Source organism: Streptomyces nanshensis (assembly GCF_001751255.1).
Classification (GTDB): domain Bacteria; phylum Actinomycetota; class Actinomycetes; order Streptomycetales; family Streptomycetaceae; genus Streptomyces; species Streptomyces nanshensis_A.
Window position 1 is genome coordinate 21,272 of the sequence record NZ_LJGW01000168.1, and the last position, 14,078, is coordinate 35,349.

Annotated in this window: 8 protein-coding genes and 2 pseudogenes; 8 read left to right on the top strand and 2 right to left on the bottom strand. The window is 72.5% G+C overall.

The window, feature by feature from the left end; translation table 11 throughout:
* From AN218_RS10615 to AN218_RS10635, 5 genes and pseudogenes are all read left to right on the top strand, one after another.
* Window positions 1-1,031, top strand: a pseudogene (locus AN218_RS10615) (serine/threonine protein kinase); the annotation flags it as partial.
* 228 nt (window positions 1,032-1,259) lie between these two features.
* A pseudogene (locus AN218_RS39175) lies at window positions 1,260-2,117 on the top strand (protein kinase); the annotation flags it as partial.
* A gap of 1,729 nt (window positions 2,118-3,846) precedes the next feature.
* On the top strand, window positions 3,847-4,482 hold the full coding sequence (locus tag AN218_RS36590) for a hypothetical protein (protein WP_070016539.1): 636 nt from the start codon (window positions 3,847-3,849) through the stop codon (window positions 4,480-4,482).
* A gap of 136 nt (window positions 4,483-4,618) precedes the next feature.
* Complete coding sequence (locus AN218_RS10630) at window positions 4,619-6,346, top strand: succinic semialdehyde dehydrogenase (protein WP_079132020.1); 1,728 nt, start codon at window positions 4,619-4,621, stop codon at window positions 6,344-6,346.
* Between the two features lie 128 nt (window positions 6,347-6,474).
* A complete protein-coding gene (locus AN218_RS10635) occupies window positions 6,475-8,349 on the top strand; it encodes a GMC family oxidoreductase N-terminal domain-containing protein (RefSeq protein WP_070016540.1) in 1,875 nt (624 codons plus the stop codon).
* Window positions 8,350-9,087: 738 nt separating this feature from the next.
* Here AN218_RS10635 and AN218_RS10640 read toward each other — a convergent pair.
* Complete coding sequence (locus AN218_RS10640; protein WP_070016541.1) at window positions 9,088-9,465, bottom strand: chorismate mutase; 378 nt, start codon at window positions 9,463-9,465, stop codon at window positions 9,088-9,090.
* Between the two features lie 411 nt (window positions 9,466-9,876).
* Here AN218_RS10640 and guaA point away from each other — a divergent pair, with 411 nt between their 5' ends.
* Together guaA and AN218_RS10650 are read left to right on the top strand one after the other, a co-directional pair.
* Window positions 9,877-11,544: a glutamine-hydrolyzing GMP synthase gene (gene guaA / locus AN218_RS10645; RefSeq protein WP_079132021.1), complete on the top strand. Its 1,668-nt coding sequence runs from the start codon at window positions 9,877-9,879 to the stop codon at window positions 11,542-11,544.
* Between the two features lie 148 nt (window positions 11,545-11,692).
* Window positions 11,693-12,307 carry a Uma2 family endonuclease gene (locus tag AN218_RS10650; protein WP_070016542.1) on the top strand — a complete coding sequence of 205 codons (615 nt, stop codon included), beginning with the start codon at window positions 11,693-11,695 and terminating at the stop codon, window positions 12,305-12,307.
* 182 nt (window positions 12,308-12,489) lie between these two features.
* Here the strand turns inward: AN218_RS10650 and AN218_RS10655 are convergent, their stop codons facing one another.
* The gene (locus AN218_RS10655) at window positions 12,490-12,984 is read right to left on the bottom strand and encodes a hypothetical protein (RefSeq protein ID WP_070016543.1); all 495 of its coding nucleotides are present in this window, start codon (window positions 12,982-12,984) and stop codon (window positions 12,490-12,492) included.
* Between the two features lie 257 nt (window positions 12,985-13,241).
* Between AN218_RS10655 and AN218_RS10660 the strand changes: the two genes are divergently transcribed.
* A partial coding sequence (locus AN218_RS10660; RefSeq protein WP_070016544.1) for a LysR family transcriptional regulator occupies window positions 13,242-14,078 on the top strand: 837 nt, incomplete at its 3' end.

Genomic DNA, 14,078 nt, shown 5'->3' on the forward strand with positions numbered 1-14,078 from the left:
CCGCGGCCGGTACGGAGGCCGGATCCGGCACCGGTACCGGATCGGGTGGTGGCGGCGCTGCCGGGACCGCGTCCGGCGGCACCACGAAGTCCGCGGAGTCGGCGACTCCGGCCGCGGCACCGGCGTCCGGCACGTCGGCGTCCGGTGAGGAGAAGGCCGCGGCGGGAAGCGCCGCGTCTCCCGCCGCGTCCCCGGCCGCCGCTCCGGGATCGGCCTCCGGCGGCGGGCCCGGCGGAGCGGTCACGGCCCTCTCGGAGTTCGCCGGGCGCTTCTCGCGCCGTACGCTGGCGGTCGCGGCGGTGGCCGTGGTGGCCGCGCTGGCGCTGATCGTCGTCCTCGCGGTGAACCAGGGCAGCGGCGGCGGTGACGACTCCAAGTCCGGCAAGGAGGCGTCGAGTTCGGGCGCCGGCGGTGAGCGCGACAAGGGACAGAAGGACCCGGACGCCGCGAAGGGCAAGGACGACAAGGGCGGCAAGGACGACAACGGCGGGGACGGCAAGGCGAGTTCGTCTCCGTCGCCCGGCGACTCCGAGAGCGGCGACGGCGGCGACGAAGAGCCCGGCGACGACGCCTCGTTGCCCGAGGACTACACCGACGTCACCGACAAGCGCTTCCACTTCAGCATGGCGCTGCCCGAGGACTTCGAGCAGTCGGGCGTGGCCGGACGCAACTCCGGCGCCAAGTACTCCGACGGCGGACTGCCCAAGATCCAGGTCGACTTCAGCCCGAACCCGCTGAAGGACGCCGCCGACGGCTGGCGCGCGCAGGAGCCCGCCGTGAAGGGCAGCAGCAGCGGATACCACCGCATCAGCATCAAGAGTGTGAAGTGGCGGGGCTATCCGACCGTCGGCGACTGGCAGTTCGAGCGCGACGAGGACGGCGACCGGGTGCGCGTGCTCAACAGGGGCTTCCGGGTGGACGATTCGCACGGCTACGCGATCATGATCACCTGCAAGGCCGACAAGTGGGACGACGAGGAGTGCCGGACGCTGCGCAAGACCGCCTTCAAGACCTTCAAGCCGGTCGGCTGAGAAAGGTTCCCCGCCCCCGTTCCGGGGGATTGGGAGGGAAGGCGGAATCGGGCAGGCGTTTCACTGAGAGGCGGCCCGTAGCGGACTCGTGCGGGGCCGGCAAGTCCCCGAGTCCGCCCGCGCCGGACAGCTCATGCACGTATCGTGAATGGCCGCGGACCGGGATCCGTCCGTAAAGATGCGGATGCGGTGTGGAATTGACGGGATCGCGCGCTGTGGGGAGGCGTCGTGGAGGACTATGCGGACGAGGCGGGCCGGCTGCTCGCCGACCGCTACCGCCTGCCCCGACCTCCGGCCGCTTCGCACCAGTTGACGGAGTCGGTCGCCTACGACACGGCCAGCGGACAGGAAGTGCTCGTACGTCAGGTGCCGTTGCCGGAGGTCGTCGAGGCCGAGGTACTGGGCGGCGAGGCGGCGGACGGCGAGGGCGGCGGGGGCGCCGGGCCGACGGCGCCCGGCGGTACGTTCCGCGGCTCCGTCGGGCGGGCGACGCGCAGGCCCGCGGACCCTGCCGTACGGCGGGCGCTGGAGGCGGCGGTCGCCTCGGCGCGGCTGCCCGACCATCCGCGCCTGGACCAGGTCTTCGACGTCTTCGTCGAAGGTGACGGGCTGTGGATCGTCAGCGAACTGCTGCCCGCGACACCGCTGGAGCGGCTGCTCGCGCACCAGACCCTGACGCCGCACCGCGCGGCGGAGATCGCGGCCGACGTGCTCACCGCGCTGCGTGTGGTGCACGCGCACGGCTGGACGCACCGCAACGTCACCGCCCGTACGGTCCTGATCTGCGACGACGGGCGGGCGCTGCTCACGGGGCTCGCGGTGGGCGCGGCGCAGGAGGCGCTGTGCGGGTACAACCCGCTGCCGGACTCCGGGCGTGAGGCGCTGCCGCCGAGCGGGAGCATCTCCGCGGAGGCGGAGCCCGGCGTCGCCGCCGACGGACCTCCCGGGCTCGCCAGCCCCGCCGGTCCTGCCGACGGCGGCGGGCGCGGTGTTCAATTCGGCGCCGGGGGCGGGCCGTTGCCCGCTCTGCCGGACGGTTTCGACGTACGGCCGGAGGAGCAGGGCGGCCCGTACGGCGGCCCGGCCGGTACGGACTCCGGGCCCGGCGCCGGTCCCGGTCTCGGTCCCGACGCCGGTCCGCCCTCCGGTACGGGCGGCGGACCCCGCGGCATCTTCGGGCAGGGCCTGGCGGCCGGCCACGACGTGAACGAGCGTCACCACACGGACGAGGGGCCGGACGCGTCAACTCCGTTACGGCACGGCTATGAGACGGACCCGTACGACGGACCGCCGCAGGGCGGCATCGCCGCGTACCAGGCGGGTGTGCGGCGCGGTACGGCCCGTACGCACGGCGGCACCGAAGCCGGTACGGGTTCGGGTACGGGCGCCGGAACAGACGATCCGGAGGAGACGGCGGCACCGCGCGAGGACTGGTGGAACCGTCCCGCCTCGACGCCGCCCGCGCCCGGCCCGCACACCGCGCCCGACGACTTCGTGCGCTGGCTGCCCTCGGGCGAGGACGAGGTCACCCCGACCGATCTGCCGGGTTCGCGCCCGCCCAACAGCCTCCCGGTACGGGCCACTTGGCGCCCTGCGGTGACGGAGCGGGTGGAGGGCCGCGAGCCCGTCGGGTACATCGGGGACCCGTACGGCACGGCCGCCCGCGGCGACACCCGCGGTGACGCGCACGGCGGCGCCACCGGCGACACCGCGCACGGCCACGCCCCGTACACGTCGTACACGGATAAGGATCCCTACGCGGGTGAAGACCCGTACGAGGACGACGAGTTCGCCGACGAACCCGAGGACCGGCCCTGGGGCGGCGAGGGCGCCGACGACGCGGAGGGCTTCCACGGACCCGCCACCGCGCTCGCCGCCGAACGCGCCCGGCAGGCGCGGATGACGGTCGTCGGCGCGGTCAGCGAGCGCTGGGCACCGGAGCAGGCCGGGCCCGTACACCGGAACTGGCGGCTCGCCCCGCCCGTCGGCCCCTCCGCCGACCTGTGGGCGCTGGGCGTGCTGCTCTTCCGCGCGGTGCAGGGCCACGGGCCCTACCCGGAGGACGACGTCGCCGAACTGGTGCAGATGGTGTGCGGCGAGCCGCCGGCCTTCGCCGAGGAGTGCGGGCCGCTGCGTCCCGTCGTCGAGTCGCTGATGCGTCAGGACCCCACGGAACGGCCCGACTTCGAGGAACTGCGCGGCTGGCTGCGCTCGTTGGTGCGCTCCGCGCCGGAGCCCGAGGTCGGCTGGCACACGGTGTACGCGCAGTCCCTCGACCCGGGCGGTACGTCGAACCCCCGGCGGCTGCCGATACTGCGCCGCCGCGGAGAACTCGTCCGCAGACGCAAGGCCGCCCGGCGCGCGGCCCGTGCGGAACAGCGCCAGCAGCGGCAGGAACGCCAGCGCCGCCAGCGGCAGAAGAGACCCCCGAAGGGGCAGCAGCCGCTCCAGGCGGCGCCCCCGCCCCCGTCCGCGCAGCCCCTTCAGCCTCCGCAACAGCAGCCCGCCGCACCGCAGATGCCGCCCCAGCCGGAGCAGGCACCGCAGTGGGAGCAGGCACCCCGGCCGGAGCCGACGCCGCAGTGGGAGAAGGCGCCGGAGCCGGAGCCGACGCGGCAGTGGGAGCAGGCGTACGCGTCGCCTCCGTCCCCGCCCCCGCCGTCCGCCGCGAAGCCGCAGCCGCAGTCGCAGTCGCAGCCGCAGCGCGAACAGCCCGCGCGCCACCGCTCGCAGCCCGCCGCCAAGGGGCAGGGCGGGGCCGTCANGGCTGGTGTTCGCGGGTCTGGTCGCGGCGCTGGCGTACGCGGTGTGGTTCATGCCGGACGGCGACTCGTCGGGCGCCGGCAACCAGCAGCGCGGCTCGGTCGGCGGCGAGAGCCGCCCGGCGGAGCCCGGCGACGGCGGCCAGGGCCAGGGTGACGGAAAGGGCCAGGGCGACGGCAAGGGTCAGGGCGACGGAGCCGGGGACCCCCGGCCGTCCGACTCCGCGGGCCGCGTCCCGAAGGGCTACAAGCTCAGCCGCGACCCCGCCGGCTTCCAGGTCGCCGTGCCCCAGGCGTGGAACCGCCGCTCGACGACCGGCGGCGGCCAGGTCCACTACAACGGCGGCCAGGTCGAGATGGTCCTCGTCAACGGGCGTGACAGCGTACGGAAGTTCGGCCGCGACCCGATGTCGTACCAGAGCGACCACGAGCCGGAGCTGAAGGCCTACCGGGCCTCGGACTGGGCGTCGACCTCCGGGCTGCGGCGCATCGACGTCGGCGAGACCGCGATGGCCGAGGGCACCTATAGCTGGCGGGACGGCGGCCGCGAGGTGTACGCGCGCAACCGCGCGATGATCATCGACGGGCGTTACCACGTGCTGATGGTGATGGGCTCGAAGAGCAAGAAGGCGGAGATCGACCGGCACTTCGAAGCCGTCGCGGACACCTACCGGCCGACGGCGCGCTGACCTCGCCGTTCCGACGCCCTTACGGCCCCGTGCCGCGGGAGCCCGCGCCCCGCCGTGCCAGCGTTCACTGGCAGATTCGGTGAAAGGTGTTACCGCCGGGTATGCAGCGTGTTTCCGCGGTCGTAGTCTCTCTCGCATGACGGACACGCAGGACACCCGAGGCGCCCAGGACAGCGGCACCGAGCCTGCCGCCGGCGGAAGCGGCGAGGGCGGAGACGGCGGCGGCACCCCCGAGGCCGCCGCGGTGCCCAGCCCTGTGCTCGACCACGCGACCGCCCCCGAGTTCAACCCCGTGACCCCGTCCCCGGAGGGAGCGCGCACCGCAGCCGACGTCGTCACCCCCGAGCTCGTGGCACAGCTCGCGGAGGGCGTGATCGGCAGCGGCCGTACGATCAACCACACGCCGTTCACGGGCAGGAAGCTGGCCGAACTCCCCGAGTCCACACCGGAGGACGTCGCCTTCGCCTTCCACCGTGCGCGCGAGGCACAGCGTGAGTGGGCGGCCCTGCCCGTACGGCAGCGGGCCGCGGTGCTCCTCCGCTTCCACGACCTGGTGCTGCGGCGCCAGGACGAGGTGCTGGACCTGATCCAGCTCGAGACCGGCAAGACCCGGCTGCACGCCCACGAGGAGGTGCAGGCCGTCGCCGTCGCCGCCCGGCACTACGGGCGCCGCGGCCCGGCGTATCTGCGGCCCAAGCGTCACACCGGCGCGATCCCCGTGCTCACCAAGGTGTCCGAGCACCGTCATCCCCGCGGCGTCGTCGCCCAGATCGCGCCGTGGAACTACCCGTTCGAACTCAGCGTCGGCGACGCGCTGCCCGCCTTCGTCGCGGGCAACGCCGTCGTGATGAAGCCGGACACCGAGACCGCGCTGACCGCGCTGTGGGCACGCCGGCTGCTCATCGAGGCGGGGCTGCCGGAGCGGGTGTGGCAGGTCGTCCTCGGCGAGGGCCATGTGATCGGGCCCGCGGTCGTCGAGCGCGGCGACTACGTCTCCTTCACCGGCTCCACCCGGACCGGACGCGGCGTCGCGCAGAAGGCCGCCGAGCGGCTGGTGGGCGCCTCGCTGGAACTCGGCGGCAAGAACGCCCTGATCGTGCTGCCGGACGCCGACCTGGACCGGGCCGCGGAGGGCGCGGTACGCGCCGCCTTCTCCTCCGCGGGCCAACTGTGCATCTCCATCGAGCGGTTGTACGTCCACGAGTCGGTGGCCGACGCCTTCCTGGAGCGTTTCGTCGCCCGTACGAAGCAGTTGCAGCTCGGCTCGGCGCTCGCCTACGGCGCCGACATGGGGTCGCTCGTCTCGCAGCGGCAGCTCGACAACGTCACCCGCCATATCGAGGAGGCCGTCGCCAAGGGCGCGACGGTGCTCGCGGGCGGGCGCGCGCGGCCCGACGTCGGACCGCTCTTCCACGAGCCCACGATCCTCGACGGCGTCGAGTCGCCGATGGCCGTGTGCGCGGAGGAGACCTTCGGTCCCGTCGTCTCCGTCTACCGCTACGCCGAGGTGGACGAGGCCGTCGAACTCGCCAACTCCACGGCGTACGGCCTGAACGCGAGCGTCTGGGGCGGCGACGGGCGGCGCGCGCGCCAGGTCGCGGCAGGGCTGCGCAGCGGCACGGTCAACGTCAACGAGGGCTATGCCGCGGCGTACGGCAGCGTGCAGTCGCCGATGGGCGGCATGGGCGACTCGGGGCTCGGCAGACGCCACGGCAGCGAGGGCATCCTCAAGTACACCGAGGCGCAGACGATCGCGCACCAGCGACTGCTGCCCATGGCGCCGTCGTGGGGGATGAACGACGCGGCGTACGCGAAGTTCATGAGCGTCTCCCTCAAGGTGCTGAAGGCGCTCCGCTTCCGCTGACGCGGGCGACGGGGGCTCGCGCATCGGCCGCGCGGCCCCCGCACCGCACCCGTCCGTGCCACCGCACTCATCCGCGCGCACCGCGCGCGGCACGTACCGAGCCGCACCACTCGCACCGGAGGCCCATCGTGTCCGAGGAGAACTCCGCCCAGAACGCGGGCGGTTCGTACGACTACGACGTGATTGTCATCGGTTCCGGCTTCGGCGGTTCCGTCTCGGCGCTCCGTCTCACGGAGAAGGGCTACAGCGTCGGGGTGCTGGAGGCGGGGCGGCGCTTCACGCGCGAGACCCTGCCCAGGAACTCCTGGGACACCAAGAACTACATCTGGGCTCCCGCGCTGGGTCTCTACGGCATCCAGCGCATCCATGTGCTCAGCAACGTCATGATCCTCGCGGGCGCCGGCGTCGGCGGCGGCTCGCTGAACTACGCCAACACCCTCTACGTACCGCCGCCGGCCTTCTTCCAGGACCGCCAGTGGGGCCACATCACCGACTGGCAGGAGGAGTTGAAGCCCTTCTACGACCAGGCGCGGCGGATGCTCGGCGTACGTCTCAACCCGACCATGACGCCCTCCGACGAGCATCTGAAGAAGACCGCGGAGCTGATGGGCGTCGGCGACAGCTTCCATATGGCGCCCGTCGGCGTCTTCTTCGGCGACGGCGAGGACGCGGACGGCACGGCCACCGCGAAGCCGGGCGGCGAGGTGGCCGACCCGTACTTCGGCGGTGCGGGGCCCTCGCGCCGGGCCTGCGCCGAGTGCGGCGAGTGCATGACGGGCTGCCGGCACGGCGCGAAGAACACCCTCAACGAGAACTACCTCCACCTCGCCGAGCAGGCCGGCGCCGAGGTCCGCCCCATGACGACGGTGCGCGAGGTGGCCGAACTCCCGGGCGGTGAAGGCTTCGCGGTCACCACCGTGGCAACGGACAAGCGCAACGGCCCCCGTACGGTGCTGCGCGCGCGCAAGGTCGTCGTCGCCGCCGGTACGTACGGGACGCAGACCCTGCTGCACCGCATGCGCGACACCGGCACGCTGCCCCGGCTCTCCGCGCGCCTCGGCGAGCTGACCCGTACCAACTCCGAGGCGCTGGTAGGCGCGCAGACCGTCGAGCGGCGCTACCGCAAGAAGTGGAAGGACGGCCGGAAGCTCGACTTCACACGGGGTGTGGCCATCACCTCCTCCATCCACCCGAACGAGCACACCCATATCGAGCCCGTCCGCTACGGCCGGGGCTCCAACGCGATGAGCGCGCTGACCACGCTCCAGGTCAACCACGACACCAAGCTGCCGAAGGCGCTCGGGTACCTGGCCACCTGTCTGCGCCACCCCGCCCTGTTCCTGCGGTCGCTCTCGGCGCGCAAGTGGTCGGAGCGGATCATCATCGGTCTGGTGATGCAGACGCACGACAACTCCCTGACCACGTACCGGAAGGAGAAGGGTCTGGGCAAGGGCCTGCTCACGGCCCGCCAGGGGCACGGCGCGCCCAACCCGGCCTACATCCCGGAGGGCGCCGAGGCCGCGCGGCACCTCGCGGACGAGATCAACGGCTTCCCCGGCACCAACCTCGGCGAACTGATGGGCATGCCGCTCACGGCGCACTTCCTCGGCGGCTGCCCGATCGGTGCGGACGCGGACAGCGGCGTCATCGACCCGTACCACCGGCTGTACGGCTACCCGGGCATCTCGGTGGTGGACGGTTCGGCCGTCTCCGCGAACCTGGGCGTCAACCCGGCGCTGACCATCACGGCGCAGGCGGAACGTGCGGCCTCGCTGTGGCCGAACAAGGGCGAGGAGGACCCGCGTCCGGAGCAGGGCTCGGCGTACGTACGGCTCGAACCGGTGACGCCGCGTCAACCGGCCGTGCCGGAGGGCGCGTTCGGGGAGCTGCGGGTGACGGTGCTGCCGGTGCCGGAGATTCCGGAGCGGAAGGGTACGGCGGCGCGGACGGGTACGGCGAAGCGGAAGAGCACGGCCGCGCGGAAGGGCGCGGAGGCGGAGTAGCGGAGGTACGGAGACGCTGAGGCATTGAGGCACTGAGCACGTCCGCGTGCTCGGGCGCGGCCCGGCGGGCCGTGACACGCGAAGGGCCCCGTCGCGCCGGCCTGTTGGGGGCGGCGTCACGGGGCCCTCGGCGTCAGCTCGGGCGTCAGGGCAGCGCCCGGGCTGAGGGGAGCGGCACCGGGGGTAGTGCCGCTTGGTCGGCCGGAACCACGGCAGGACGCCGCGGCGCCGGTCAACGGCTGGTCAACGAAGAGGAGTTCGTGTGCATCGTGCTCGATGGGCACGTACCGCGCAAGGAGTTCGACGCAGACGGTCACGGGATCCGTACCGGCTGGCCGGAATTTCTACCATCGCTGGGGAAACTCCCCGGGAATCTTCCTGAACGGTGCGTCGGGTTCCGCGGAGTGGCCGGTCCTGGGCGTCCCCGGGACCGGCCACTCTCTCCCCGTACGGGGAGAGTTGGTGACCGGGCTGCTGTCCCCTGCTGACCGGTCACGTTCGCGCCGAGCGAGGTCCCACGACACTTCCGTCTCCGCCCACGGGAGGAACGGGCGTCTCATCGCTGCGATGGCGCGGCCCCAACCGCCGCACGTCCGGCGGCCATCGGGGTCACCGGGACCAACGAACCGTCTCACGGGCCGGTCACGCACCGTACGGGTGACCGCTGCGCTGCGGATTTGCCGCACTGTGCGAACGGGACGGGCATACGCGGGCGTTGCCGCCCGGCGCTGTCGCGCCTCAGAGCCGTCCCCGGCACAGCGTCAGCAGCGTCATGGCGAGCTGGGTGCCGTGGCGGCCCAGTTCGCCGCGGTAGCGGTCGAGGATCTCCATCTCGCGCGCGAGGTGCACGCGTGTGCCGCCCGCCGCGATGCGCGCCTGCTGGATGCCCGCCGAGACGGTCCGCCGCTCCTGTACGAGAGCGATGATCCGCGCGTCCAGTTCGTCGATGCGGGGGCGGGCGCCGGCGGCGTCCTGCGCGTCCGCCGTTTCCCCGCTGCCGGTGCCGGTGCCGGTGCCGGTGCCGGTGCCGGTGGAAGTGGAAGTGGAAGCGGCGGTATCGGCGGCCGTACCGGATCCCGTGACCGGGCCGGTATCGGTGGCGGTGTCGGTGCTCATGGTCTGTCCGTCTCCGTTCTCGGGCGCGTGCGCCGCGTGCGGTGTGCGCCGGAGCCCCGGACCTCACGGCCCGCGGGAGCGGAAACGACCGGCGCCCCGGGCCTTGATCGGCCCGGGGNTGGATCAAGCAGCTCTACCCGGGCAGCCGGACGGGCCGGTGCTGCCATAGGTAAACCAGAAGCTGGTCGTGACGGGCTGCGTGAACATGCCGGACAGTATGCACCGGCCGTCCACCGAGGCCAAGCCGGGGCCCCGCGGCCTCCCGTTAGAATCGGCCGTACGCATCGAGAGCGGCGCTCGCTCCGCCGCCCGCCGCTCCCGCACGGTGCCCGACGCGTCCGGACCGCCGGACCGTGCACCGCCAGACCATGCTCCGTACCACCCGCCGCAAGGCCGAAAGGCAGCCGCTCCGTGGCATCAGCGCCCGCCCCTCGGGGCTCAGGCTCCCCGGAATCCGCCTCCGCCTCCGCCGCGTCCCGCGAGGCAGCTTCCGCCGCGTCCGCCGCGGCTCCGGACGCCCCGGAGACCGTCCTCGTCGTCGACTTCGGCGCCCAGTACGCGCAGCTCATCGCGCGCCGGGTGCGTGAGGCGCGGATCTACAGCGAGGTCGTGCCGTCCACGATGCCGGTCGCGGAGATGCTCGCCCGGGACCCGAAGGCGATCATCCTCTCCGGCGGCCCCGCCTCCGTGTACGCCGACGACGCACCGTCCCTCGACGCCGCGCTCTTCGACGCGGGCGTCCCGGTGCTCGGCCTGTGCTACGGCTTCCAGCTCATGGCCCGGTCCCTCGGCGGCACCGTCGACAACACCGGCAGCCGCGAGTACGGACGTACGGAACTCTCCGTCTCCAAGGCCGCCTCCACGCTCTTCGAGGGCACCCCGGCGCACCAGCAGGTGTGGATGTCGCACGGCGACGCGTGCTCCGCCGCCCCCGAGGGCTTCGCCGTCACCGCGTCCACGGACATGGTCCCCGTCGCCGCCTTCGAGAACGACGAACGCAGGCTCTACGGCGTCCAGTACCACCCGGAGGTCATGCACTCCACCCACGGCCAGCAGGTCCTGGAGCACTTCCTCTACCGCGGCGCCGGGCTCACCCCGAGCTGGACGACGGCGAGCATCGTCGACGAACAGGTCGCGGCGATCCGCGCCCAGGTCGGCACGAAGCGCGCCATCTGCGGGCTGTCGGGCGGAGTGGACTCCGCGGTCGCCGCCGCCCTCGTCCACAAGGCCGTCGGCACACAGCTCACCTGCGTGTACGTCGACCACGGGCTGATGCGCAAGGGCGAGACGGAACAGGTGGAGAAGGACTTCGTGGCGGCCACGGGCGTCCAGCTCAAGGTCGTCGACGCGGCGGACCGCTTCATCTCCGCGCTCGCGGGCGCCACCGACCCCGAGCAGAAGCGGAAGATCATCGGCCGGGAGTTCATCCGGGTCTTCGAGCAGGCGCAGGCCGAACTGGTCGCCGAGGCGGGCGCCGCCGGCGAGGACGTCGCCTTCCTCGTGCAGGGCACCCTCTACCCGGACGTCGTCGAGTCCGGCGGCGGCACCGGCGCCGCGAACATCAAGTCGCACCACAACGTCGGCGGCCTCCCCGAGGACCTCGAATTCGAGCTGGTCGAGCCGCTGCGCAAGCTCTTCAAGGACGAGGTCCGCATGGTCGGCCAGGAGCTGGGCCTCCCCGAGGAGATCGTCCAGCGCCAGCCGTTCCCCGGCCCGGGTCTGGGCATCCGCATCATCGGCGAGGTCACGCGCGAACGTCTGGACGTGCTCCGCGAGGCCGACGCCATCGCCCGCGAGGAGCTGACGTCGGCGGGTCTGGACCGGGAGATCTGGCAGTGCCCGGTCGTGCTGCTGGCGGGCATCCGCTCGGTGGGCGTGCAGGGCGACGGCCGTACGTACGGACACCCCGTCGTGCTGCGTCCCGTCTCCTCCGAGGACGCGATGACGGCGGACTGGTCGCGCCTTCCGTACGACGTGCTGGCCCGCGTCTCCACCCGCATCACCAATGAGGTCTCCGGCGTCAACCGCGTCGCCCTCGACATCACGAGCAAGCCGCCGGGCACGATCGAGTGGGAGTGAGCGGGGCGCGGTCCGCGCTTCGCGCGAGTGCGCGCGAGGGGAAGCGCCGTCAATGCGGCGCTTTTCGCTCAGACTTCCGAGTGACGACCTGCCGCTCTGCCCCGCTACGGTGGACGAGGGGCAGAGAATCCCGTCCATGGGAGGAACCATGACCGCCGAGCCCGTGTCCACCAGCGGCGATTCCCCGGACGCCGCACCGCGGTGGCCCGTGCCACCGCGGCAGGGCTACACCGTGGACGATCTGTTCAACCTGCCCGGCCTCCCGCCGCACACTGAGCTGATCGACGGGAGCCTGGTCTTCGTGAGCCCACAGCGGAAGTTCCATTCGCTGGCGATGTATCTGCTGGAACGAGGGCTCCGCCGCACCGTTCCCGAAAATCTGCGGGTGCGGCGGGAGATGGCGGTCGTCCTGAGCCGCGGCACCGTGCCTGAGCCTGATCTCTGCGTGGTCCGCGCCGAGGCGGACGGAAACGGCCGCCAGACCCGGTACGAGGCCGCCGACCTGGTGCTCGCGGTCGAAGTCGTCTCGCCCGACTCGCAGGAACGGGACCGGGACACCAAGCCTCACAAGTACGCCCGCGCCGGCATCCCGCACTTCTGGCGCGTCGAGATGACCGGTGACGGCGAGCGCCCCGTGGTCTACGTGTACGAACTCGATCCCACGACGATGGTCTATGCCGTCACGGGCATTCACCACGACCGGTTGAAGCTCGACGTGCCGTTCACGGTCGACGTCGATCTCACGGAGATCGACCACCTGTAGCCGTGGCGGGAGCCGAGCCCCATGTGCTGTGCCCCCGGCCCGGGTCGCGGGTCGGGGGCACAGCCGTTCAGTCGACGCCGTTCACGCCGTTCACCGCCGTGCCGGAGGCGTCCGCGCCATGGCCCGCGTCATGACCGTCAACGGGCCCGTGGCGCGGGGCGATCGGCCGTGGCGAGCGGTCGTCAGCAGGGCTTGATCTTCCACACCGGCGTCCAGCTCGCGGTGCCCGTGTCCTTGGCACGGTTGGTCCAGCGCAGGCTGCCGTTCCGGTTGTAGAAGCGGGCGACCGTGCCCGACGTCTGGTTGTTGTTGAACGTGCCGTTCCCGATGCCCAGGAACTGGTACGTGCCGCAGCGGTAGTAGTCGTACTTCCGGCCGCGTCCGTCCACGACGCACAGATGACCGTGGCGGCAGGACGGCGCGCGCAGCGCCGAGTGCTTCCGGCCGTCCCCGGGGAAGGTGACGGTGCCTCCCTTGAACGCGACCTTGTTCGCGGAGAGTTGGCGTGCCCCCTGTTCCTCGGCCAGGAAGCCGTCCACCTGCCGCTGAAGCTGCTGCGACTGTGCGGACGGCTGCTGCGGTGCGGCCGTCGCCGTCGTACCGGCGAGGACCGTGCCGCCGGCGAGAGCCGCCGACGCGGTCAGCACGGCCAGTGCCTTACGCGGTGACTTCTTCACAGTGTTCCCCCTTCGTTGGGCGCTCCGGCGTCCGCTCGCCCGATGGCTGAGCGTCCCGGAGACGTCACCCATCGTGCTGGCAGGGAGCATCGCGAAGAAAGGGAAAACTCCTGCCGTTACGGTGCAAAATGATGCAGCATTCGGTATGGGGATCTTCGGGGGAGCACGGGGGGTACGGGGTGGAAGAGCCTGGTGGCAGTGGGGACGGCAGGGACGGCAGGAGTCCGACGGGCGGCGGTGATCCGAGCGTTCACCAGTTGCGCCTGTTCCTGGCGCTGGCCGAGGAGTTGCACTTCGGGCAGGCGGCGAGACGGATGTTCATCAGCCAGCCCGCGTTCAGCAGACAGATCACCGCTCTCGAACGCCGTATGGGCATCGCCCTGTTGGAGCGTTCCACGCGCCGCGTCGAGCTGACGCCGGAGGGCCGTGCGCTACTGCCCGTGGCCACGGCGGCAGTCGAGGCGGCCGACCGGCTGCGTCAGGCCGTCGAGCTCCAAGTGCGCCGGGTGAGCGGACGGTTGAGGGTGGGGTTCGTCGGCGCGGAGGCGGCGATGCCGTACACACAGGAGATCCTCGCCCGCTTCCGTGCCCGCAACCCGGAGTCCGTCGTCGAGATGTGCGGCCTCGACTTCGCGCGCCAGGTCGAGGCGCTGCGCGGCGGCGAGGTCGACGCGGCGTTTCTGCGCTCGCCGCTGCCCGCGGGCATCAGCACGCTCCAACTGGCCCTGGAACCACGGGTGGTGTGCGTTCCGGCGGGTGACCCGCTGCTGTCGCTCCAGCGGCCGGTGGCGCTCGGCGATCTCGCCGACCGGGTCTTCGTCGACGTGGCGGGGGAGTCGGTACGCGGCTGGTGGGACCACTGGACGGTCAATCCGCGCCCCGACGGCACCGCCGTACGTTTCGGGCCCGCCGTCACCGATCTGGAGTCGCTGCTGCTGGCAGTCGCACAGGGCGAGGGCATCGCGCTGCTGCCGGCCGCGCTGCGCGAGCTGTATCCGCGTCCCGGGCTGGCGTACGCGGACGTCACCGGGCTGCCGCCGGTCGCCGCCGCGCTGGCGTGGCTGCCCGCGCGGCGCGACTGCCGGGGCGTGGCG